The 21,427-nt window shown below is 68.4% G+C and carries 22 protein-coding genes; 5 read left to right on the top strand and 17 right to left on the bottom strand.

Annotation, left to right across the window (positions count from 1 at the left end; all coding sequences use genetic code 11):
- Positions 1–34: 34 nt before the first annotated feature.
- From NB3_RS22580 to pruA, 3 genes are all read right to left on the bottom strand, one after another.
- A complete protein-coding gene (locus NB3_RS22580) occupies positions 35–1,480 on the bottom strand; it encodes an amino acid permease (RefSeq protein WP_067806951.1) in 1,446 nt (481 codons plus the stop codon).
- Positions 1,481–1,645: 165 nt separating this feature from the next.
- The gene (locus NB3_RS22575; RefSeq protein WP_067806948.1) at positions 1,646–2,605 is read right to left on the bottom strand and encodes a proline dehydrogenase family protein; all 960 of its coding nucleotides are present in this window, start codon (positions 2,603–2,605) and stop codon (positions 1,646–1,648) included.
- Positions 2,605–4,242, bottom strand: coding sequence for an L-glutamate gamma-semialdehyde dehydrogenase (gene pruA, locus NB3_RS22570; RefSeq protein ID WP_067806945.1), 1,638 nt, complete (start codon positions 4,240–4,242; stop codon positions 2,605–2,607). The genes NB3_RS22575 and pruA overlap by 1 nt, the downstream gene beginning before the upstream one ends.
- A 125-nt stretch (positions 4,243–4,367) precedes the next feature.
- Between pruA and NB3_RS22565 the strand changes: the two genes are divergently transcribed.
- Together NB3_RS22565 and NB3_RS36710 are read left to right on the top strand one after the other, a co-directional pair.
- A complete protein-coding gene (locus NB3_RS22565; RefSeq protein WP_307695360.1) occupies positions 4,368–5,612 on the top strand; it encodes a PucR family transcriptional regulator in 1,245 nt (414 codons plus the stop codon).
- Positions 5,613–5,840: 228 nt separating this feature from the next.
- Entirely contained in the window at positions 5,841–7,835 is a 1,995-nt protein-coding gene (locus NB3_RS36710) for a serine/threonine-protein kinase (protein ID WP_067806942.1), read from the top strand.
- Positions 7,836–7,866: 31 nt separating this feature from the next.
- Here the strand turns inward: NB3_RS36710 and NB3_RS22555 are convergent, their stop codons facing one another.
- The 3 genes from NB3_RS22555 to NB3_RS22545 form a co-directional block, all read right to left on the bottom strand.
- Positions 7,867–8,826, bottom strand: coding sequence for a glycoside hydrolase family 5 protein (locus tag NB3_RS22555; RefSeq protein ID WP_067806940.1), 960 nt, complete (start codon positions 8,824–8,826; stop codon positions 7,867–7,869).
- Positions 8,827–8,836: 10 nt separating this feature from the next.
- Positions 8,837–9,406, bottom strand: a complete 570-nt coding sequence (locus NB3_RS22550; RefSeq protein ID WP_084823576.1) for a PadR family transcriptional regulator — start codon at positions 9,404–9,406, stop codon at positions 8,837–8,839.
- 285 nt (positions 9,407–9,691) lie between these two features.
- Positions 9,692–9,997, bottom strand: coding sequence for a hypothetical protein (locus tag NB3_RS22545; protein ID WP_157111954.1), 306 nt, complete (start codon positions 9,995–9,997; stop codon positions 9,692–9,694).
- 348 nt (positions 9,998–10,345) lie between these two features.
- On the opposite strand from NB3_RS22545, the gene NB3_RS36345 reads away from it, so the two are divergent.
- Together NB3_RS36345 and NB3_RS36860 are read left to right on the top strand one after the other, a co-directional pair.
- Positions 10,346–10,756, top strand: coding sequence for a hypothetical protein (locus NB3_RS36345; RefSeq protein WP_067806934.1), 411 nt, complete (start codon positions 10,346–10,348; stop codon positions 10,754–10,756).
- Between the two features lie 2 nt (positions 10,757–10,758).
- Positions 10,759–10,893 (top strand): hypothetical protein, encoded by a 135-nt coding sequence (locus NB3_RS36860; RefSeq protein WP_371855928.1) that lies wholly within the window; start codon positions 10,759–10,761, stop codon positions 10,891–10,893.
- A 54-nt stretch (positions 10,894–10,947) separates the two neighbouring features.
- Here NB3_RS36860 and NB3_RS22535 read toward each other — a convergent pair whose 3' ends face one another.
- The 6 genes from NB3_RS22535 to NB3_RS22515 form a co-directional block, all read right to left on the bottom strand.
- Positions 10,948–12,336, bottom strand: coding sequence for an MFS transporter (locus NB3_RS22535; protein WP_218020622.1), 1,389 nt, complete (start codon positions 12,334–12,336; stop codon positions 10,948–10,950).
- An 80-nt stretch (positions 12,337–12,416) separates the two neighbouring features.
- Positions 12,417–13,088: an SGNH/GDSL hydrolase family protein gene (locus tag NB3_RS22530; RefSeq protein ID WP_067806928.1), complete on the bottom strand. Its 672-nt coding sequence runs from the start codon at positions 13,086–13,088 to the stop codon at positions 12,417–12,419.
- A 60-nt stretch (positions 13,089–13,148) separates the two neighbouring features.
- Positions 13,149–13,475: a hypothetical protein gene (locus NB3_RS22525; RefSeq protein WP_067806926.1), complete on the bottom strand. Its 327-nt coding sequence runs from the start codon at positions 13,473–13,475 to the stop codon at positions 13,149–13,151.
- Between the two features lie 458 nt (positions 13,476–13,933).
- The gene (locus tag NB3_RS22520) at positions 13,934–14,542 is read right to left on the bottom strand and encodes a hypothetical protein (protein ID WP_157111953.1); all 609 of its coding nucleotides are present in this window, start codon (positions 14,540–14,542) and stop codon (positions 13,934–13,936) included.
- 34 nt (positions 14,543–14,576) lie between these two features.
- A complete protein-coding gene (locus tag NB3_RS35235) occupies positions 14,577–14,792 on the bottom strand; it encodes a hypothetical protein (protein WP_157111952.1) in 216 nt (71 codons plus the stop codon).
- Positions 14,793–14,820: 28 nt separating this feature from the next.
- Positions 14,821–15,423 carry a hypothetical protein gene (locus NB3_RS22515; protein WP_157111951.1) on the bottom strand — a complete coding sequence of 201 codons (603 nt, stop codon included), beginning with the start codon at positions 15,421–15,423 and terminating at the stop codon, positions 14,821–14,823.
- Between the two features lie 291 nt (positions 15,424–15,714).
- Between NB3_RS22515 and NB3_RS22510 the strand changes: the two genes are divergently transcribed.
- Positions 15,715–17,274, top strand: coding sequence for a phytoene desaturase family protein (locus NB3_RS22510; protein ID WP_067806917.1), 1,560 nt, complete (start codon positions 15,715–15,717; stop codon positions 17,272–17,274).
- On the opposite strand, the gene NB3_RS22505 is transcribed toward NB3_RS22510, so the two are convergent.
- The 5 genes from NB3_RS22505 to NB3_RS22485 all read right to left on the bottom strand — a co-directional run bounded on the left by NB3_RS22505 (position 17,262) and on the right by NB3_RS22485 (position 21,321).
- Positions 17,262–18,248: a zinc-binding dehydrogenase gene (locus tag NB3_RS22505; protein WP_067806914.1), complete on the bottom strand. Its 987-nt coding sequence runs from the start codon at positions 18,246–18,248 to the stop codon at positions 17,262–17,264. The genes NB3_RS22510 and NB3_RS22505 overlap by 13 nt on opposite strands.
- Positions 18,249–18,264: 16 nt before the next feature.
- The gene (locus NB3_RS22500) at positions 18,265–18,687 is read right to left on the bottom strand and encodes an organic hydroperoxide resistance protein (protein ID WP_067806911.1); all 423 of its coding nucleotides are present in this window, start codon (positions 18,685–18,687) and stop codon (positions 18,265–18,267) included.
- A 1-nt stretch (position 18,688) separates the two neighbouring features.
- Complete coding sequence (locus NB3_RS22495; RefSeq protein WP_067806909.1) at positions 18,689–19,135, bottom strand: MarR family winged helix-turn-helix transcriptional regulator; 447 nt, start codon at positions 19,133–19,135, stop codon at positions 18,689–18,691.
- Between the two features lie 78 nt (positions 19,136–19,213).
- Positions 19,214–20,233, bottom strand: a complete 1,020-nt coding sequence (locus tag NB3_RS22490) for a PQQ-dependent sugar dehydrogenase (protein ID WP_067806999.1) — start codon at positions 20,231–20,233, stop codon at positions 19,214–19,216.
- Positions 20,234–20,424: 191 nt separating this feature from the next.
- Positions 20,425–21,321, bottom strand: a complete 897-nt coding sequence (locus NB3_RS22485; RefSeq protein WP_067806907.1) for a dienelactone hydrolase family protein — start codon at positions 21,319–21,321, stop codon at positions 20,425–20,427.
- Positions 21,322–21,427 lie beyond the last annotated feature (106 nt).

Genomic DNA, 21,427 nt, shown 5'->3' with positions numbered 1-21,427 from the left:
AGCGACGGTTCCGCAATGGGGACCGCCCGACGGGTCAGGAGTTCGCCGGGTCTTCCGCAGCCGCGGGCCGGGCGCGCTCGAGCCTGGAATGGGTGCGCGAGTAGGTGAAGTAGACGATCAGGCCGGCGACCAGCCAGATCACGAAACGCGCCCAGGTCTCCCACGGCAGCGACCAGATCAGATACACCGAGAATCCGATGCCGATCAGCGGCACCACCGGCATGAACGGCAGGCGGAACTCGCGCGGCTCGTCGGGACGGGTACGCCGCAGCACGATCACGGCCACCGACACCACGATGAACGCCATCAGGATGCCGATATTGGTCAGCTCGGCCACCACCGTGATGTCCAGGAGCCCGGCCATCAGCGCCGATCCGATACCGACGATCCAGGTCACCCTGGTGGGCACCTTGCGGACCGGATGGGTCTTGGCGAACCACTCCGGCAGGAGCCCGTCGCGGCTCATGGCGAACCACACGCGGGTGACGCCGAGCATGAAGGTGAGCACCACGGTGACGATGCCGATGATGGCCCCGATCGCGATGATGTTGGCGACGCCCGGCTGCCCGACCGACTCGAACGCGGTGGAGAACCCGCTGGTCGGGCTGATCTCCGTATATTTCTGCATGCCGGTGAGCACCAGGGTGGCCAGCACGTAGAGAACCATCGCGATGGCCAGCGAGTAGATGATCGCCTTCGGCAGATGCTTCTTGCCCTCGGTGGACTCCTCCGCGGCGGTGCTCATCGCGTCGTAGCCGAACACGGCGAAGAAGACAGTGGCCGCGCCGGTCCACACCGCGCCCGTGCCGAACGGGAAATACGGGGTGTAGTTGGCGCTGTCGATATGGAACACGCCGAGCGCGATGATCAGCACGACCAGGGCGACCTTGAGGCCGACGGCGACGGTCTCGAACCGGCCGACGCTGCGGATGCCGCGCGAGAGCAGCCAGGCCGTGCCGAGGCAGAACACCATGGCGAACACGTCGACGACATGGCCTTCGCCGGTGCCCGCCGCGCCGAGCATCCAATCCGGCAGTGCGATGTCGACCTGCTCGAGCAGGAATTTGAAGTAACCGGAGACGCCGATCGCCACCACCGCCGCGACCGCGACGTACTCCAGCAGCAGATCCCAGCCGATGAACCAGCCCGCGATCTCGCCGAGCGACACGTATCCGTAGGTGTAGGCGGACCCGGCCTTGGGCACCATCCCGGCGAACTCGGCGTAACACAGCGCGGCGGCGGCGCTGGCCACGCCCGCGATGAGGAACGAGATCAGCACCGAAGGCCCGGTGACCTTGTGCGCCACCGCGCCGGCCAGGGTGAAGATGCCCGCGCCGATGATGCCGCCGACACCGATCGCGGTGAGCTGCCAGAGGCCGAGCGACCGCGACAACTGCTCGTCGGCCGCGGCGGTTCCGTCCTCGACCTCGCCGAGCGGCTTGCGGCGCGTCATCTGGGCTCGTAACTGCGCGAGCGACATGTGACTCCTGTGTTGAATTTGCCGCGACTGCGTCGCCGCGAACGGCGGATGCTCGGTCTCGCTTCGCTCGAAACCGTAGGTTCCGCCAGTATGGTCGCGTTGCGTCGTACGTGACGGCGAAAGGCATGCCAATCCTGGTGAGCGGTTCAGGCTCGCGGCCGACCCTCAGCGGTCGCGGCCGAGGGAGCGCAGGAAGAACGCGATGTTCGCCGGGCGCTCGGCCAGCCTGCGCATGAAGTAGCCGTACCACTGGTCTCCGTAGGGCACGTAGACGCGCAGCGTGTGGCCGACTCCGGCGAGGCGGCGCTGTTCGGTGTCGCGGATGCCGTGCAGCATCTGGAACTCGAAGTCGCCGGATTTGCGGCCGCTTTCCCGCACGTGGCGCAGCGCCGCATCGATCAGCGCGGGGTCGTGCGTGGCGATCATCGGGTACCCCTTGCCCTCCATCAGCACCCGCAGGCACCGCAGGTAGGACTCGTCCACCGCGGAGCGGCTCTGATAGGCCACCGACGCGGGTTCGCGATAGGCGCCCTTGCACAAGCGGATTCGCGAACCCGGGCCTGCGAAGGCGCGGCAGTCCTCCTCGGTGCGTTTGAGATAGGCCTGCAAGACCGTGCCGAGCCACGGGAAATCCACACGCAGTTCGCGCACGATCGACAGCGTCGCCTCGGTGGTGGTGTGGTCTTCGGCGTCCACGGTGACCCAGACCCCGGCGGCCTTGGCCGCCGTGCAGATCTCGTAGGCGTGCTCCCTGGCGATGGCGTACCCGTTCTGCGGGAGCGACTGGCCGAGCGCGGAGAGTTTCAGCGACACTTCCAGTTGCGGCACCGGAGGGTTGTCCACGGCGCGCAGTTCGGCCAGCGCCGACAGCAGCCGCAGGTAGTGCGCGACGGTTCCGCGGGCGCGGTCGAGGTCGGTGGTGTCCTCGCCGAGATAGTCGATGGTCACCGAGCGGCCGGAGCCCAGCAGCGCCGAGGCGGTGGCGACCGCGTCGGCCTCGGTCTCGCCCGCGATGAAACGGTCGACCAGCTTCTTGGTGGCCGGCATGCGGGTGATCGCGCGCTCCATGCGCGGGGAACGGGAGGCCGCCAGCACGGCGGGCCGCAGCAGTCCGGAGAAGGCCATCACAACTCCTGGTGCGGATAGCGGTGGTCGGTCGCGGGGACGAAGGTTTCCTTGATCGTGCGAGCGGAGGTCCAGCGCAGCAGGTTCTGTGCCGAGCCTGCCTTGTCGTTGGTGCCGGAGGCGCGCGACCCGCCGAACGGTTGCCTGCCGACGACCGCGCCGGTGGGTTTGTCGTTGATGTAGAAGTTGCCCGCCGCGAAGCGCAAGCGCTCGGTGGCCGTGGCGATCGCCGCGCGATCCCGGGCGATGACCGCGCCGGTCAAGCCGTAGGGCGAACCTTGGTCGATCAGGTCGAGCACGGACTCGAACGAGCCGCGCACCGAATCGTCGTAGACGTGCACGGCCAGGATCGGGCCGAAGTACTCGGTGCGGAACGCGTCGTCGGCCGGATCGTCGCCGAGCAGAACGGTGGGCTCGACGAAATAGCCGACTCTGTCGTCGGCGTGGCCGCCCGTGACGATGGTCAGGCCCGGCGTCGCTTTGGCGCGCGCGATGGCGTCGACGTTCTTGTCGAAAGCCCGCCGATCGATGAGGGCTCCACCGAAGTTGGCGAAGTCGGTCACGTCGCCGTACCTGAGCGCGGACACCCGGTCGACGAATTCGCGGCCCATCCGGTCCCACAGCGATCGCGGCAGGAAAGCGCGCGAGGCGGCCGAGCACTTCTGGCCCTGGTAGTCGAACGCGCCGCGGAGCAGGGCCGTGCTCAGCCCGTCCGGGTCCGCGGAGCTGTGCGCGACGACGAAGTCCTTGCCGCCGGTCTCGCCGACCAGGCGCGGATAGGAGTCGTACCGGTCGAGATTCGCGGCGACGGTGCGCCACAGGTGGCGGAAGGTCGCGGTGGATCCGGTGAAGTGGATGCCCGCGAGGCGGTGGTCGGCCAGCGCCACCTCCGACACCTCGGGGCCCGCGCCGTGCACCATGTTGATCACGCCGGGCGGCAGTCCCGCCGCCTCGAGTAACCTCATCGTCCAGTACGCCGCCACCGATTGGGTGACGGCCGGCTTCCACACCACGGTGTTGCCCATCAGCGCGGGCGCGGTGGGCAGGTTGCCCGCGATTGCGGAGAAGTTGAACGGCGTGATCGCGTAGACGAATCCCTCGAGCGGCCGGTAGTCCATCCGATTCCACTCCCCGGGCGCCGAGACCGGTTGATCCGCCAGGATCCGGCGAGCGAAATGCACATTGAACCGCCAGAAGTCGACCAGCTCGCACGGGGCGTCGATCTCGGCCTGATAGGCGGTCTTGGACTGCCCGAGCATCGTTGCGGCGCTGATGGTTTCGCGCCACGGCCCGGCCAGCAGGTCGGCGGCGCGCAGGAAGATCGCGGCGCGGTCGGCGAAGGACAGCGCGCGCCACTCCGGGGCCGCCGCGGTCGCCGCGGCGATGGCGGCGTGCACCTCGCCCGGCCCCGCCGTGGTGAGCGTGCCGAGCACGGCGGCGTGCCGGTGCGGCTGCACCACCGTGACGCGCTCGCCCGAGCCGCGCCGGTGCGCACCGCCGATGACGTGCGTGACCTCCGTCGGGGTAGCGGCCAGTTCGGCCAGCTTCGCGCGCAGGCGCTCGCGTTCCGGCGTGCCCGGCGCGAAGCTGCCAACGGGTTCGTTGACCGGCGGGGGCGGGGACACGACGGCATCCATGGGACCTCCAGGTGGCAGATGAATTTTCGGTAAGGAGAAGTCAACACCGGAAAACTGCCCGGACAATGAGCCGATTGGACAAAGATGAGGCAAGTGCGTTGTCGAGTTGGCCGAAGGACGGAAACGTGGGCCGGGATGGGGACGAGGTCGCCGCGGACATCGATCTGTTCGCGCTGGCGCAGATGATCGCGGACAACGCGGGCGGGATGGTGTCCATTGAGGATTCGCGGTCGCACGTGCTCGCGTACTCGGCGTCCGACGAGACCGCCGACGAGTTGCGTGTGCGATCGATCCTCGGCCGGGAGGGGCCGAGGGAGTACCTGACCCTGCTGCGGCGGTGGGGCGTGTTCGATCGGTTGCGCGACACCGACGAGGTCGTCGATGTGCCCGCGCACGACGAATTGAGCATCAAGCGCAGGCTGGTGATCGGTATCCGCGAGCGGGCGGACGCGCACGCGCGCGCCCCGCGCATGCTCGGCACGATCTGGCTGCAGCAGGGTGATCGGCCGTTCCACCCGGACGCGGCGGAGATCCTGCGCGGCGCCGCGGCCATCGCCGCACGCCTGATCTCCCGAAGCCTGGACGCGCCGACCACCGAAGCGCTGCTGACCCGTCGGCTGTTCGGCGCGGGTGGGTCGGCGGTCGACGCCGCGACGGTGGCGAACGCGCTGCACCTGCCGTCGACCGGTCCCGCCGCGGTGATCGGCTTCGCGCTCACGGCGGACGAGCCTGCCCCCGGCGTCGAACGCTCCGCACTCGGCGGCGTTCTGCGGTTGCGCGCCAGTTCTTTTCGCGCCGACTCGGTGACCGCCGCGATCGGTGACCGTGTCTACGTGCTGCTGCCCGGCTACCGATCGGCGCAGGCCGTGACCGCTTGGACGCGGCAGCTGATCGAACAACTCGAAGCGAAGCGGTCGCTGTCGCTGCGGGCCGCGATCGCCTGTCCGGTGCCGGATCTCGGCCGGGTCGCCGACGCGCGCGCCGAGGTCGATCGGGTTCTGGACCGCACGGCCGCGTCGCCCGCGAGCCGGGTGACCACCCTCGCCGAGGCGCGTACCGCGGTGCTTCTCGGCGAAGTGCTCGATCTGGTCGGAGCACGGGCGGAACTGCGCGATCCGCGGCTGGTCGCACTTCTCGACTACGACCGCAAGCACGCCGCGAGCCTGCGCGAGAGCGTCGAGACCTACCTGCGCGAACACGGCGACGTGCGCGACGCCGCCGCGGCCCTGCGCGTGCATCCGAACACGCTGCGCTACCGGCTGCGCCGGGTCGAGGACATCCTCGGCATGAACCTCGACGACCCCGCCGACCGCTTGCTGCTGGAAATCCAGCTCGCCCTGCACCGCCGCCCGCCCGCGGCCCCGGGCTGACGACGGCTTCTGCCCGGTCTCGACCCACCGAGTCGTCTCGGCCACGACCGTGGCGCAGCGGGTCGGTCTCGGACCGGTACCGGGAAGAATCGGCGGCCGACCGGGATACGTCTGCCGAGCGGGTCGCCGCGCTCTACAGTTGAGCGCAGGAACCCGGGTCACGGCCCGGGAAGGCGTTCGGCTCGGTCCGCGCCGGACACCCTCCGGGTCCCCGTCACGGAGGACGAGATGACGACGCGACGTCAGACGCTCGAGGTGGGGTCGCGATTCGGGCCGTATCGCCTGGATCGCCTGATCGGTCGTGGCGGCATGGGGGAAGTGTTCGCGGCCTACGACACCGTCAAGGATCGCGTCATCGCGCTGAAGGTGCTGCCCGAGCGGTTGCACGACGACCCGGTGTTCCGGGAGCGGTTCCGGCGCGAATCGCACGTCGCGGCGCGGCTGCAGGAGCCGCACATCATCCCGATCCACGATTACGGCGAGATCGACGGCCGGCTCTACATCGATATGCGTCTGGTCCGCGGCGACAGCCTGCGCGCCTTGCTGAAGGCGCAGGGGCCGCTGGAGCCGGAGCGGGCGGTCGCGATCGTCCGGCAGGTCGCCGCGGCACTGGACGCCGCGCACGCCGACGGCCTGGTGCACCGCGACATCAAGCCGGACAACATCCTGCTCACCCCCGACGGCTTCGCCTATCTGGTGGACTTCGGCATCGCGCAATCGGCCACGGGGGACAGTCTCACCGGCACCGGCTCGGCGATCGGGTCCTTCCACTACATGGCGCCGGAGCGGTTCCATTCCCGCACGGTCACCCCCGCCGCCGACATCTATGCCCTGACCTGCGTGCTGTACGAATGCCTGACCGGTTCGCGGCCCTATCCCAGGGACACCGAAGCGCAGATCATCTCCGCGCACCTGTTCGAGCCGCCGCCGCAGCCGCACGCGCACCGACCCGGATTGCCCGCCCGGCTGGACGACGTCGTCGCGCGCGGCATGGCCAAAGATCCGCAGGCGCGCTACGGCACCGCGGGCGAACTCGGCGCGGCCGCGCAGGCGGCTGTGGTGGCGGGCCGGGTCACCGGGCCGTCGGAGCCGCCCGCGGCCGCGGAAGCGCCGACCGGTGCGGGCCCGCAGGACCGGCCGACCGCGCCGGGCCGCGGTCACCGCCTGAGGCTGCCACGCGGCCGTCGGCTGCTGCGCGTGCTCGCCCTGCTGTGCGTCGTGCTGCTCGCCGTCGCGATCGGCTTCCTCGGCTGGGAGCTGATCCGGCCGACCACGGGCACTGCCGTACCGGACGCGAGCGCGCCGAACGGCCAAGACGTCGAACTGCTGTCGGTGGTCGGCCCCTCCGGCTACAAACGCGCGAACTGCGTGCACGAGAACCCCGACGCGCCCGCCGTCGCCGTCGTGTTCTGCGCCGCGAATCCGGCGGCGAGCGATCCCGTGGCCCGGTTCCTGCGCTTCCGCACCGCCGACCAGATGCGCGGCTACACGCAGTCGTTGCTGGCGGGTCTGCAAGGACACAGCTGCCAAGGAGACCCGCCGGGGCCGGACGGGCCGATGCTGCGCGATGGGGTGGAAGTCGGCCGCAAGGCGTGCTTCGAGAGCAAGATGGACGATCCCGCCGCGCCGCGCCCCGCGCTGCTGCTCACCGACGAGCGGATACCGGCCGCCGCGCTGTACATCTGGAACCCCGACGAGCAGCCCTACCGCGACTATGCCGCCGTGCGCAATCGCCTCGGATTCCGCACCGCCGACCTCGCCCGGGATCCGGACTATTTCACGCAGGCCGATCGCGCGGTGCTGAACCATCTGGCCGGTGATTTCGGTCCGGCCAATTGCCGCCACGCCGACCCGCCGCCCGGTCCGGTGGCCGCGGCGCTGGCCTGCGGCACGAAGGCCGGGTTCCCGGCCGCGGAGTTCTACGGCTTCCCGGACCAGGAGTCGGCGACGTACTTGTACGAGGCGGACCGCGGCCAGTTCTCCGGCCATGTCTGCGGTCGCGGTGACCAGGGCGACGATGTGTGGCGGCAGGACGGCAACGTCCTCGGCCGCTACTTCTGTTATCCGAATACCGACTCGGCGCTCGGGCCGAGCTGCCTGCTGCTGCTCCACCAGAAGTTCGCGATCATCGGGCATTTCTGCACGCTGCGTGCCGATCATCCGGAACCGGGCCCGAAGACCGAAGCCGATCTGACGGCGTGGTTCCACCGGTATTTCGGCTAGCGCCCGTCTGGGAGTGGTCGGCGCCCACTCACTAGTCCATGAGAGCGTGCAGGAGGGGTGTGTTCCAGGTGGCGGTGGCGCGGTCGTAGAGGGCGAAGGAAGGGGCGAAGGACCAATAGCCCCAAGAGAATTCGTGGAATTCGGCGCGACGGCGGTTGAACTCGGTCCAGCGAGCACGGGAGGGGCTGTCAGCGTTGGTGGAGGTACCGAACTCGCCGATGAAAATCGGGCGGCCCTGAGCGGCAGCCCAATTCGCGACGGCCTCGTAGGCGTCGGCGAGTTCGGCTCGCTGCTGTTGTGTACCTTCCCACGTGGTCCCGAGCCACGACCGGGGATCCCCGAAGGGAGTGTCGGCACCCAGCCATTCCTCGCCCTGCATGGTGAAGGTGATCGGCCAGTATTGATGCAGCGTCACGATGATGCGGCGGTCGTCGGCGGGAAGCGACAGTTGCGGCAGCATCCGGATGTTGTTGTACGCACCGGGACCGATGACGACGGCTCGATCGGGGTCCGCGTCGCGCACAACGGCCAGCAGTTCGCGCAGATATCGATTCCACAGCGGGTCCAGTGCGCCGCGAGGCTCGGTGAACGGCTCCAGAACAATACTTTCCGGCCGATCGGCGAACCGAGCCGCGACCTGTCCGGTGATCGCGAGCAGCCGGGGGAGGTGGGTCGGCGGGTCGGAGATCAGTTCGGGGTCGAGGAAGTTGGTGAGCACCACGGCAAGCCCTCGCTCGGTGGCCCGATCCAGCAGAAACGCCACTCGGTCGAGAACCCGCGAGTCGAGGACGAATTCGGGTCCGGGACCGGTGTGCGCCGCCCAGTACACGCCCATCCGCACCGCGGTGAATCCGGCGGAAACGAACAGATCGAGTTCGACCTCCGTGAGCTCGATGGTCCACCCCGCCTCCCCCTCGGCCCCGAAATCGAGGCCGGCGTTGATGGTCCGTGCCAATAAGCGGTTGACGTCGTGGATCGAGTGGATAGTCATCGAGAATCTCCTATTCCGGAACCGGCCAGGACAGACGATCGCCGCGGAGGTCATCGGCAAAAGTGCGCAGCCAGTCACGCTCGGCGCGCCGCAGCGCTTGGCGATAGCTCTGGTCGGTGAGAAATATCGCCGGGACGGCGGGTGCTGCGGCCAGCCCGGCTTCGACCTCGGCCACCCGCGCGTCCACCTGCTGCGCCCGGCGCGAAACGAGTTCGGCCACTTCGTGCTTCGGCAGCGCGAACATGAACGCGAGCGCGACGGTGAAGGCGTTGTGGTCGAGGTCGGCACTGCTCAGCCATGCGCGCAGCCAGTCGAGCAGGGTAGCTACACCGCTGTCGGTGATCCGGTACACCACGCGCTCCGGGCGATTGCTGTCGCGTACCGTGTCGGCCCGTTCGATCCAACCGGCATCGACGAGCCGGGGCAGCACGTCGTAGAGCGTCGCGTTTTTCACCCCGAGGGCCCGTTCATGGCCGCGTTCGCGAATCACCCTGCGCATGTCGTATGCGTGACGCGGCTTCTCGGCCAACAAGCCCAGCACGGCCAGCGTGACGGGCGAGCGCAGTGGACGCGGTGGCACCGCACCTCCAAGTCGAATCCGTATAGTCGAATTCGACTATAGCGCGCGACGCACCTTCTGAGGAGGCCGTGGGGGTAGCCACTCCTCTCCATTCGCTCTCTCGCGGACTACCAGCCGAGCGCGGCCGTCCGCCACGCCGGTCGGTGGTCGCGCGACAATTGCGCGACCACCGGGGCCGCGCTATGCGTGCACCCGCCGTCGGTGGCCACGCGCACGCTATCGACGGACGAATTTCAACTGTGCGGACGTATCACGACGCACCGGAGCGGCCGGACACCCGGCCATTCACCTGGGTGTGGCGCACGGACTCGGCAGCGCCGACCCGGTGGCCAGATCGCAGACGGCGCCGGTGAATATCTGCAAGGGCGCGGTGACCAGGAGCACGAGAATCCCGATGACGTCACCACGCTGCAGGAAGTACACGGCCGATTGCGCCGCCGCCGCCCCGGAATCCACCGCGGACGAGCCGGTTCCGGCTGCGACAGCGGTCCCCGGGGCGGAGCTGATCGGTTCGGCGGTCGCACCGGCCGCGGTGGCGACGAGAGCCGCCGCCGCGACCGAGGCGGCGGCAAGGCGAAGGGGCGTACGCATCATTGCGCTCCTCTGTTTAAGAATTGTCGTTCACATAGTAGCGAGAGTTCGTCCAGTTGTGCGCGAGATAGTGAAGCGATTCTTGCCGCTTGCGGGCGGGAACTTGCGGTGGATTGATGGTGTCTACTGCGCTATTGCGGCCAGTTCGCGCCCTGTAGCTCTCGATACGGCGGAAGGGGCGTCGTCCGGCGGCATGTCTCATGTCAAGTGGAGCACACTATATATGCCGGAATTGTGCATCACTTCTTGTCGGGTATCGCCGCCGATCGCCGAGCTCGTGAGCGAGCGGGCGCAGTACCAGGAGCCGCGCCGAGCAACCCAGTGACTGTGTCGCGTCGCGGGTGTCCGATGACGTTCGTCGAATTCGGTGCGGTGTCCTCGGTTGAGGCGGCCGGGTCGCTCATCGAGGATGGCGTGATGTCGGATGTGAAGTTCGTGCGCCGGATGGACGGGTTGACCTATGAGTTCGCCCGCGATGGGGAGACGCATGGTTTTCCGTCGTACAAGCGGGTCGACATGGATCTCTGGTGTCGACGATTGCCGGACTTCGGATGGGCGGTGTGCTCGGCGTCCGGTGAGGTGTCCAGCCGCCCGTTCGACGACTCGGGCCGAGGCGACCTGCCGCCGGAGGGCGTGTGGGTGAGTCGCAAAGGCGACCGGTCGTATGTGTACGACCTGATCCGCGGCGACGGCGACGGCGCGCCAACGTCTGCTGCGAGTCCTGGGCGCGCGACGCCGCCACACTCGGCTTCCGAGTGATCATGGTCGCCGATGCCAACGCGGCCCGCCGGGACCGAGACCACAACGCCACACTTCACACCGTCTACAGATCTTTCGGTGACGTACGTCCGACCGCGGATGTGCTCACCATGATCGACCCCGCGACCCGGCTCTGATCGACTCTCATGGCCCGCCGAACCGATGACGCCGCCGTCCGGTGATCCTCGCACTCAGGCATGGACTGCCTGCTGCTTCGGAAGCAGGAAGACGACGATGCCCGCGATGACAGCGATGACGAACGTCGCGAAAGACGCGACGGCGAAGGCGTGGCCTGCGGCGGCAACCCTGCCGACTTCCGTGGGATGGAACGAGCTGAAGTAGACCGCTCCGATAACGGCGACGCCCAGCGCCCCACCGCACTGCTGGGCCGTGGACAAAGCCCCCGACGCCACACCGGCGGACTCCGGCTTCACGCGACTCAGCACCGTGTTCAGCGCCGGTGTGATGACCAGTCCGCCACCGACGCTTTGCAGTACGAGGGTGGGGATCACGAGCAGCGGCGTGATCCGCGGGCCGGACACCAGCAGCATGCCGGTCGCCAGATAACCGCTCGCCAATATGAGCGCTCCGATCTCGAGGACACGTCGGCCGTATTTCGGGATGATCCGGCTCGCCACCATGCTGAACACGAAGAATGCGATGGCTGCCGGCGTGTAGACCAGGCCCGCGCCGAGCGCCGACATATCCAGGCCTTCTTGCATCGTCACCGACAAGGCCAGGTAATACGAGTAGATCAACGCGTACAGCGCGAGGACGAGAACGATCCCGAGCGAGAACGAGCGCTGTCCGAACAGCGTCAGCGGTACCAGCGGATCCCCGCCCCGCTGTTCCAGGCGTCGCTCGATCGCGACGAACGAGCCGAACGCGACTGCGCTGCCCGCGAAACACGCCCAGACCCACCTCGGCCAGCCTGCCTCCTGCCCTTGGATGAGGGGGAGTACGAGGAGGAAGAGTGCCGCGCTGAGCACCAGCACCCCGGGCATGTCCAGCTTGCGGGTGACGGCCGAGCCCGCCTCCGGCACATATCGCACGGCGAGCAGGAGCATGGCGATTCCGATCGGCGCGTTCACCCAGAACACCAGGCGCCAGCCGGAGTCGAACAGGTCGGCGCCGATCAGCAACCCGCCGATGACCTGCCCGCCGATGGTGGCCATACCCATGACGATGCCGAGCACGCCATAGACGCTGTGCCGCTTCGCCGCCGGTACCAGCACCGTGACGTACGCGAACACCTGGGGAACCATCAGGGCGGCTCCCAGGCCCTGGACGACACGCGCCGCGATAAGGCTGCCCGCGTTGGGCGACAGCGCGCAGGCGACTGACGACAGAGTGAACAGAGCCACCCCGAGAAGGAAAATCCGTTTGCGGCCGTACATGTCGGCCAGGCGAGTTGCCGTGATGATGAAGACCGCGTAGCTCAGTTGGTAGCCCGCCAGCACCCACTGGACATCGCCGTCGGACGCGTGCAGGTCCGCCGCGATCGAGGGGCCTGCGACCACGACGATGAACGAGTCGAGGACCGCCATGAACAGGGCCGTCAAAAGGATCGATACCGTCATCCACGGGATCGCGTCCGCTTCCGCGTCCACTACCGGCCGACTGGCCGCTTGCCGACTACTCGCCACGATAAGAGACCTCTTCATTTGGCGGCGCCCAGGAAATCGGCCAGCTTCTTGACCACCTCGGCCGCCATGACGGCCTGACCCGATGTCGAGAAGTGGATGCGGTCCGCACTGAGCAGGTTGTCGCGGTCGTTGACCGGGTGGTCCCACATGTCCACCACGATGGCGTCATATTCCGAAGCTAGCCCGCGCACGATCTCGTTCACCGCGGCGACCCGCTCCGTCCAGTCGGAGAAGACCGGGACGACATACGCCCTGCCGAGTGTGAAAGTTGTCAGCAGCGCGCCGGTCCCCTTCGCCAGGTCGTACATCTGCCGAAGCGTCCGCTCTATCTCGCCGAAATCCGGCCTGCGCCGCACGATGTCGTTGGCCCCGCAGGGCAGGTGGAGCAGGTCGGGGGAGAACTCGAGCATGCGGGCCGCCTGCTTCTCGAGCGTCTGGGCGGTGGTCGCCCCGTTCTCGGAGACGTTGAGGTAATCCAGATCCGGCCGGACGGATCGCAGGACACCGGCAACCCGATCCGGCCAGCCCTGATCTCGGTAGCCCGGGGTGGGATCGCCGGTTCCCGCCGAAAGACTGTCGCCGACAACGGCATACCTCTCCCACGGGGCCTCGGCCAGCAAGGCCACGGCATCCGCCTGGTTCAGGCAGAACGGGTCGGTCTCCTCGGTGAAGACGTTGTGCTCCATGCGAGAGAATATACGGTCGACCGTATGTTTTTATCAAGTCGTCGTCGTACCGGCGCGCGGTCACGGTTGCAGATACAAGCGCTCGTTCGGCAGGCGCGGAGAGATAGAGGTATCGCGCAGATCGACGGTCCCATCGTCGGCATAGCGGTGGGGTCTCGTGCTCGTGCACGAAAACAAAGCTGCCGAATGACATACGGTGAAGTCGAACCGCGTCCCCCGCAGCGAGATCATCAGGTGAACGTCCGGCTCGTGTGGTCGCGGCGAGCGGTTCGTAGCCCGGGTCGGGTGGGCCGAATCGTCGGCCGCGGTGGATGTCGGCCGGTTGTCGATGACGCGGCCGCCGGCCATCGGGCAGTGCTCGTGCGAGCCGACGTCGGTATCGACCATCCCAGCGGCGACCAGGACGCTGACGCGGCAGCGAGGTTCGGGGCAGGCGACCGACATGAGCCTCGGAGCACAGGCGTGGAATACCGCTGCGGCGCACTCCGACAGCGATACCGAGGGGTGTTGCGGCTGGGCTGCGTCAGCCTGCATAGGCGACCTTTCACAGAGTCATCGCGGATGTGATGTCAGTGCGTCGAAAAGCTCTGGCGGCCAATGTCATCCTGGCGATGATTCGGTTTCGGCACACCGATGCGGAGTCCCGCTTATGCGGAGTCCCCTGGATGCCCCGACCCTTGCGCTCCTTCCCGAGAGGAGCGCAGCGTACGAGAGGCGGTCAGTTGCGGATGCTGATGGACGAGATCGCCGGTTCCGCCGTTGGCGCAGCCTGAACGCCTGAGTAGAGGCCTGCGGTGACGGGGCAGCCGCGCCCATCATTCGGGATGGGTGAGATGGGGCCGGCGTCACCGGCGCCGTCGAGGTGTCGACGTGCTTGCGCCGTATTGACCCACCAGCGCGATACCGACTCCGATCATGAAGACCACGAATCCGTTTGTGGCATCGTTCATGTGCCCCGGTGTGTGCTGAGCAATCGCGATCCCGGCGATGGCCCAACCGATCACTCCGACAGTCGTGCCGATCCAGATCAGGACTCTGCTCCACAGAGGTGCCCCCGACAAATCCCCTGGGGCCGGGGAATCGTAGGTGGTGTTGTGGATGTCGTCTCCAGCGGTCATGCCGTCCCCGCCGGTGACGATCCGGCTGCCGTGGGTCGCGGTGTTGATGATGGTCCGGCCGTTCATCCTGTCCAGTTGGTCGCGGAGTTCGGCGAGTTCACGGGCGAATTCCACGTCGGCGGACGCCGCGCGTTCGACCTCGTCGGCGAGTTGGCGGCGTGCTGCCATGCTCGTCGGGTTCCGGTCGAGGTCGTCGAGTGCGCGTCGTCCGAGCCTGCGTGCGATGGCGCCGGTGAGCGCGGTCAGTCCTTGATCGAGTGATCGGTCCACGGCCCGTCCGCCCGCCGCCCCCAGTGCCGCGGCCACATATGCGGCAACGACCATTCCGTCGATCATGTCAGTCTCCTCCACAGCCGCCCCGGCAGGATAATCATCTCATCGAACGATCCACCGGCGTTGTTTCACGCATTCCGTCCGGAAAATCCGGGTCACCGATTTCTGGTACGACTTCGCGGTAGCGGGCTGCATGCCATGAGTTGAACGCGATCGCGTACCGTCGATTTCCAAAACCCATACTTCCAGCATATTTTGATGCAACCCCCGCAAAAGTCACGAACCAGCTGTTTTCCAGTGAACCGTCGCGCATGTGGCTGAGCGTCCGAACTGGTTCCGGCCTACCGGCGGCGTCGTGGTGTCGACGTTCTCGCACCGAGTTCGGCGAAGGTCATGAGGACACCGCCGATGAGGAAGAACGGCAACAAGTTGAACTGCCCCGACACCGACGCGCCTTGGGACATGCCGATCAGACCCCCGACGAAGCCGATACCGACGAACACCAAGCCGATCCACAACAGTGCCTTGCTCCAGATCGGAGCGCGCGACAGATCCTCATCCGACGCTATGTCGTATGTGGTGTTGTGAATGCTGCCCCCGGCGGTGAGTCCTCTGCCGCCGGTGACGATCCGGCTGCCGTGGGTCGCGGTGTTGATCACGGTTGCGCCGTTCGGCCTGTCGAGGGTGGCTTGCAGGGCGGCGAGTTCGCGGGCGAATTCCGCGTCGGCGGATGCCGCGCGTTCGATCTGGTCGGCGAGCTGGCGGCGTGCTGCCATGCTGTGTGGGTTCCGGTCGAGGTCGTCGAGCGCGCGTCGTCCGAGCCTGCGTGTGACCACGCCGGTGAGCGCGGTCAGTCCTTGATCCACCGATCGGTCCACGACCCGTCCGCCTGTTGCCCCCAGTGCCGCAGCCAGGTAAGTGGCAACGGCCATTCCGTCGATCATGTCAATTTCCTCCGCAGCCGCCCCGCAACATAATGGTCTCATCGGACGAACCACATGTGGCGTTTCAAATTCCGATCCCAAAGTCGTTCGTAAGCAAAGCTAATACGTTTGGCGCCTTGCGGCCGAAGCGTGGAAATGCAACAGCGGCGAAGCTGGAGGCGACAAGTGCTCCGCCTGATGTTGCGGTAGTACCGGGGTTGCGTCCCTCAGTCGAGACAGAACTCGTGTACGACTCGGTCGCTGTCGGCCGGGTCGCTGTCGTCCGGCGCCGTTTCGTGCTATCGAGAACCCATGACGCCGACGCGCTCTTCCTACGATGTCGTGATCGTCGGTGGCGGGCACAACGGTTTGGTGGCCGCCGCGTATCTGGCGCGGGCCGGGCGGTCGGTGCTGGTGCTGGAACGGCAGCCGCATACCGGCGGGGCAGCGGTGTCCGAGCGGGTGTTCGCGGGCGTCGACGCGCGGTTGTCGCGGTACTCGTACCTGGTCAGCCTGTTGCCGCGGTCGATCGTAACGGATCTGGGCTTGCGGTTCGAGACGCGGCGGCGGGCGGTCTCGTCCTACACGCCGGTGGGGGACGGGGGTTTGCTGGTCTCGTCGGCGCAGGCGCGCACAGAGGCGAGTTTCGCGCGGTTGACCGGCTCGGACCGGGAGTTCCGGGCCTGGCAGCGGTTCTACGCGACCACGGGGCAATTGGCCCGGCGGATCTTTCCGACGCTGACCCTGCCGCTTCCCTCGAAGGAGGCGATGCGGCACATCGTGGACGATGCCGCCACCTGGGAGGCGCTGTTCGAGCGACCGCTCGGCGAGACGATCGAGTCCGCCTTCGCCGATGACACGGTGCGCGGCGTGGTGCTCACCGATGCGTTGATCGGCACGTTCACCCACGCGCACGATCCGTCGCTGCGGCAGAATCGCTGCTTCCTGTATCACGTGATCGGCGGCGGGACCGGCGACTGGGATGTGCCGATCGGCGGGATGGGCGCGCTCACCGGCGCGCTGGACTCCGCGGCCCGTGCGGCGGGGGCGGAGATCGCCACCGGCCGCGAGGTGACGAGTATCGAAACCGACGGCGTCACAGCGGAAGTCGGATACGCGGACGGCAAGATCGCGGCGCGCCACGTCTTGGCGAACGTCGCGCCGTATACGCTCGCAGGGTTGCTCGGCGATTCCCTGCCGCCGAAGCCGGAAGGCGCGCAGTTGAAGATCAATATGCTGCTGCGCCGCCTCCCGCGATTGCGTGACGTCGAAGCCGATCCCCGGGAAGCGTTCGCCGGGACTTTTCATATCGGCGAGTCGTACGCCCAACTCGACCGAGCCTACGGCGAGGCCGCCATCGGCCGGATCCCGTCCGCGCCGCCCGCCGAGATCTATTGCCACACCCTGTCCGATCCGACGATCCTGTCGCCGGAGTTGGCAGCGCAGGGCGCGCACACCCTCACTCTGTTCGGACTGCACGCTCGCGAGAAGCTGTTCGCCGCCGACCACGCTTCAGCGAAAGCCGATTTCGTGAAAGCCACGCTGGCACAGCTGGATTCGGTACTGGCGGAGCCCATCGCCGACTGCTTGGCCAGGGACGAGAACGGCGACCCCTGCCTGGAGGCCAAGACGCCGATCGAACTCGAGCGGGAAGTCGGCCTGCCCGGTGGGCACATCTTCCACCGGGATCTGGCCTTCCCCTACCTCCCGGACGACGCCGATCCGGCCGACCCCGTCGCCCGGTGGGGCGTGGCGACCGGTCACCGCAACGTGTTCCTGTGCGGCGCGGGCGCTATCCGGGGCGGCGGCGTCAGCGGCATTCCCGGGCACAACGCCGCGATGGCCGTGCTCGACGCCGGTCAGGCGGGCTGACCGCGCAGCGCGATCTTGGCGGCGCGGCCCGGCGTCTCGGTGGCGACGGCGGCGTCCGCCGCGGCTTCCAGCGGGTAGGCGGCTTCGACATCCAGCCGCAGCTCCCCGCGGGCGGCGAGATCGATCAGTTCGCTGATCAGCCGTCCGCGCTGGTCGGCGCCGATCTCCTCGATCCGCTTGGCGCCCCAGAAGCCCTTGACCACGGCTTGGCCGAAGATCAGGTTGCCCGTGTCCAGCGTCAGCGGCTGGCCCGAGAGCGCGCCGAAGGAGATCAGCTGACCGCCGGGCGCGAGCAGCGCCAGCTCGTCGGCGGCGGCGCGACCGCCCACCTGATCGACGGCCCGGAGGATGGGCGCGCCCGAGGTGGCCGCTTCGACTTGGTCGCGCCAGCCCTCGCTCTCGGTGTCGAGCACCGGCTCGTAGCCGAGTTCGCGCAGCGCCGCGACAGAGCCGGGGCCGCGCACGAGATTCAGCACGTGCAGGCCGCGCTGCCGGGCGAAGACGTTGACGAGCCTGCCGACCGCGCCGTTGGCCGCGTTGATCGCCAGCCACTCGCCGGGCCGCAGCCCGAGGTCCTCGATGAGCATCAGCGCGCTCAACGGCATGGCCAGCAGCTGGGCCGCGGTCTCGTCGGAGACCGTGTCCGGCAGCGGAATGACCTGGCGGGCCGGGACCACGAAGTACTCGGCCCACACGTTGATCGCACCGGACACCGTCACGCGCCGTCCGACTGACATATCGGTGACGCCGGGGCCCACCGCGTCGACGCGCGCGACCGCCTCGCTGCCCGGGATGGCGGGCAACTCGGGCCGGTAGCCGTACACGCCGCGCACGATCGCCAGATCGTGATTGTGGATCGGCGACAGGATCAGCGCGAGTCGCACCTCGCCCGGACCCGGCTCGGGTACCGGGCGTTCGGCGGTGGTCAGTACATCCTTCGGTTCGCCGAACCGTTCGATGACTACGGCACGCATATCCGCTCCTTCTCGATCAGTCGTCGGCGACGAGAACCTGGACGTCGATGTTGCCGCGGGTCGCGTTGGAATACGGGCAGACCTGGTGTGCTTTGTCGGCGAGCGCTTGCGCGTCCTCCCTGGACAGGTGGGGCAGCGATACCTCCAGGGTAACCGCCAAGCCGAAGCCGCCGGCGTCGTTCGGCCCGATCCCGACCTTGGCGCCGACCGCGGAGTCGTCGATGTTCGCCTTGACCTGCTTGCCGACCAGCCGCAGCGCCGAATGGAAGCACGCGGCGTAGCCGGCCGCGAACAGCTGCTCGGGATTGGTGCCCTCGCCGTCGCCACCCATTTCCTTGGGGGCCGACAGGTTCAGGTCGAGCTTGCCGTCGGTGGTGCGTGCGCGGCCGTTGCGGCCGTCGCCGCTGGCCAGGGCCTCGGCGGTGTAGAGGATCGGCATGTCATTCTCCTTCGTTCAGCTGTGACTTCAGCGAATCGGTCAGTCGGTGCAAGATGTCGCGCAGTGCGGCGATGTCGTCCATGGACAGGCCGCTGGCCTCGGCCATCCGGGTGGGGATGTCGATCGCCTCGGCGCGCAGCGCGCGTCCGCGGTCGGTGAGCCGGATATCGACGCGGCGTTCGTCGGCCGCCGAGCGCCGCCGCTCGACCAGGCCCGTCGCCTCCAGCCGCTTGAGCAGCGGGGAGAGCGTGCCGGAGTCCAGGTCGAGCGCGTGGCAGACGTCGCCGACGCTGCGTTCGTCGCGTTCCCAGAGCGCGAGCATCACCAGGTACTGCGGGTAGGTGAGCCCGAGCTGTTCCAGCTTCGGGCGGTAGACCGCGGTCATCGCCCGGGACGCCGCGTAGAGCGGGAAGCAGAGCTGCTCGTCGAGGCTCAGGTGGTCGGTCATGAGCAATAATGTAGTGGGCAATTCTGTTGTGCACAACCTAAATGTCGGTAGTGCTCGTCACAGAGTTCGCCGGGCGGGTCAGCGGGCCGGGAAACGAAGGACGCGGTCGTCACCGCGGACGGGGTCGCCACGGCCGTCGGTGTTGGAGGTCGTGAGCCACACCGCTCCGTCCGGTGCGACCATCACGGTGCGCAACCGGCCGTATCCGTCCCGCAATTCGGCACGGGGCGTACCCACCCCGCCGTCAACGAGCGGCACGGTCCACAGCCGGCGGCCGCGCAGCGCGGCGACGTACAAGGTGTCCCCGGCGATGGCGATGCCGGAGGGTGAGGCTTCCGCGGTGGTCCAGGTCAGCAACGGCTCCGTGAAGCCGCGCTCGGCGCCGCCCGAACCCTCGACAGCGGGCCAGCCGTAGTTGTGGCCCGGCTCGATCAGATTGATCTCGTCGAAGCGGTCTTGCCCGAATTCCGCCGCGAACAATCGCCCGCCGGAGTCCCACGCCAGACCCTGCACATTGCGGTGGCCGAGGCTGTAGACCGGTGAGCCGGGATACGGATTGCCCGGAGCGGGGCGGCCGTCGGGAGTCAGCCGAAGAATTTTTCCGTTGAGACTGGCGGGATCCTGCGACCGACCGGATTGCCCGGCGTCGCCGGTCCCGGCGTAGAGCATGCCGTCCGGCCCGAACGCGATCCGTCCACCGTCGTGGTTACCGGCCTTCGCGATCCCCTCGACCAGCACCTCCGGTGGACCGTCGAGCCGGAACCGGACGATCCGGTTGTCCGTATCGGCGGTGAGATAGGCGTAGACATAACCACTTTCGGCGTAGTCCGGCGCGACGGCGAGCCCGAGCAGTCCGCCTTCGCCTCGGGCGGAGACGCCCGGCATCCGATACACCTGCTCCGGCGCGGCGCCCGGCGCGACGCGCAGTATTCGTCCCGAGTCCCGCTCGGATACCAGTGCCGCGCCGTCGGGCAGAAAGGCCAGTCCCCAGGGCACATCCAGGTTCCCGGCGACTTCCTCCGCGGCTTCGAGGTCGGGCCGCCCGGCGGGATCGCTCGGCGCGGAGGTGGCCGCCGTCGCGGGCGTGCCGCTGCGCACGGTCGAGGCATCGTCTCCGCAAGCCGTCAGCGCCGCCGCGAGCAGGAGTGCGGCGATCGCCGTGCAGGAGTGCCGCGCAGCGAGCCGTTTCCGCGGCGGACCGCCCTCGCGCGCGTGCGTACGCCGGAACGTCCGTCGGAACCGCCGGTCGGGGCTCCGGACGCAGGAGAAACGGCCCGTTCCGGTCCGCATCAGCCGAGATACGTTCCGTACCAGTCCAATACCCGACGCCATGCCTCGGTGGCGGCCGTGGCGTTGTACCGCTGACCGGTGTCGTTGAAGAAGGCGTGGTCCGCGTCGGGTGCGGTGAAGATCTGGTGCGGGCTGCCCGAGCGGGCCAGTGCCGCTTCCGCGGCGGGCCGGGAGGCGTTCACGCGGGCGTCGGCCGCCGCGTAGACGCCGAGCACCGCCGCTTTCGACGCGGACAGATCGCCGTTGTCCGGGAACGGTCCGTAGAACGGTGTGGCCGCGGCCAGCGGCGACGGGCCGGAGGCCAGCAGCAACCAGGTCAGGCCGCCGCCGAAGCAGAAACCGGTGGCGCCGAGCTTCTTTCCCTCGACCCGGCGCCCGAGTTCGTCCAGCCCGGCGCGCAAGTCGGCGACGAGCTGGTTCTGCGGGATCCGGCTCAGCTCGGCGGTCGCCTCGGCGGGATCGGTGAACGCCGCGGTGCCGCCTCGTGCCGACAGCAGATCGACCGCGAGTGCGGAGTATCCGGCCCCCGCGAAACGTCCTGCCACCGAACGAATGTGATCGGTGAGGCCCTTGTTCTCGTGGATCACCAGCACCCCGCCGCGTGGCTGCGCCGCAGCTGCCCACGCGGCTTGCAACGTGCCGCCGGGACCGGCGAAGGTGACGGCGCTCGTCGGGACAGCGGCGGAGGAACCCGGCGGCGTCGGTGGCGACGTGGGCGTCGGCGCGGAGTCGGTGCTCTCGGTATCGGAGTTCGCGCAGGCGGCGAGCAGGGCGGCGGCGGCCGTAGCCCCGAGCCCGAGCAGTCCCAGCCTGCGCAGTGCCTCCCGCCGGGGGAGCAGGCCGTCGGCGTGATCGGCCGCGATCTCCTCCGCGATGTAGCGTTGCAGCGGCGTCATGTGCTCCACCCTAAGCCGCGTCGTGCGTGGCGGCGCCACGTTCACTCTCTGTTCGCCCGCGACAATCCGGCCCGACCGCACGTCCCGCGTTATTCGCCAGCAGATT

It is taken from the genome of Nocardia beijingensis NBRC 16342, from assembly GCF_001612785.1.
GTDB classification, from domain to species: domain Bacteria; phylum Actinomycetota; class Actinomycetes; order Mycobacteriales; family Mycobacteriaceae; genus Nocardia; species Nocardia beijingensis.
This window is presented reverse-complemented; position numbering and strand designations above follow the sequence as displayed.

Coding starts and splice junctions, on each gene's coding strand:
- NB3_RS22580 (WP_067806951.1), bottom strand. CDS start 1,480: ATGTCGCTCGCGCAGTTACGAGCCCAGATGACGCGCCGCAAGCCGCTC.
- NB3_RS22575 (WP_067806948.1), bottom strand. CDS start 2,605: ATGGCCTTCTCCGGACTGCTGCGGCCCGCCGTGCTGGCGGCCTCCCGT.
- pruA (WP_067806945.1), bottom strand. CDS start 4,242: ATGGATGCCGTCGTGTCCCCGCCCCCGCCGGTCAACGAACCCGTTGGC.
- NB3_RS36710 (WP_067806942.1), top strand. CDS start 5,841: ATGACGACGCGACGTCAGACGCTCGAGGTGGGGTCGCGATTCGGGCCG.
- NB3_RS22555 (WP_067806940.1), bottom strand. CDS start 8,826: ATGACTATCCACTCGATCCACGACGTCAACCGCTTATTGGCACGGACC.
- NB3_RS22545 (WP_157111954.1), bottom strand. CDS start 9,997: ATGCGTACGCCCCTTCGCCTTGCCGCCGCCTCGGTCGCGGCGGCGGCT.
- NB3_RS36345 (WP_067806934.1), top strand. CDS start 10,346: ATGACGTTCGTCGAATTCGGTGCGGTGTCCTCGGTTGAGGCGGCCGGG.
- NB3_RS36860 (WP_371855928.1), top strand. CDS start 10,759: ATGGTCGCCGATGCCAACGCGGCCCGCCGGGACCGAGACCACAACGCC.
- NB3_RS22535 (WP_218020622.1), bottom strand. CDS start 12,336: ATGACGGTATCGATCCTTTTGACGGCCCTGTTCATGGCGGTCCTCGAC.
- NB3_RS22530 (WP_067806928.1), bottom strand. CDS start 13,088: ATGGAGCACAACGTCTTCACCGAGGAGACCGACCCGTTCTGCCTGAAC.
- NB3_RS22525 (WP_067806926.1), bottom strand. CDS start 13,475: ATGGTCGATACCGACGTCGGCTCGCACGAGCACTGCCCGATGGCCGGC.
- NB3_RS22520 (WP_157111953.1), bottom strand. CDS start 14,542: ATGATCGACGGAATGGTCGTTGCCGCATATGTGGCCGCGGCACTGGGG.
- NB3_RS35235 (WP_157111952.1), bottom strand. CDS start 14,792: ATGCGCGACGGTTCACTGGAAAACAGCTGGTTCGTGACTTTTGCGGGG.
- NB3_RS22515 (WP_157111951.1), bottom strand. CDS start 15,423: ATGATCGACGGAATGGCCGTTGCCACTTACCTGGCTGCGGCACTGGGG.
- NB3_RS22510 (WP_067806917.1), top strand. CDS start 15,715: ATGACGCCGACGCGCTCTTCCTACGATGTCGTGATCGTCGGTGGCGGG.
- NB3_RS22505 (WP_067806914.1), bottom strand. CDS start 18,248: ATGCGTGCCGTAGTCATCGAACGGTTCGGCGAACCGAAGGATGTACTG.
- NB3_RS22500 (WP_067806911.1), bottom strand. CDS start 18,687: ATGCCGATCCTCTACACCGCCGAGGCCCTGGCCAGCGGCGACGGCCGC.
- NB3_RS22495 (WP_067806909.1), bottom strand. CDS start 19,135: ATGACCGACCACCTGAGCCTCGACGAGCAGCTCTGCTTCCCGCTCTAC.
- NB3_RS22485 (WP_067806907.1), bottom strand. CDS start 21,321: ATGACGCCGCTGCAACGCTACATCGCGGAGGAGATCGCGGCCGATCAC.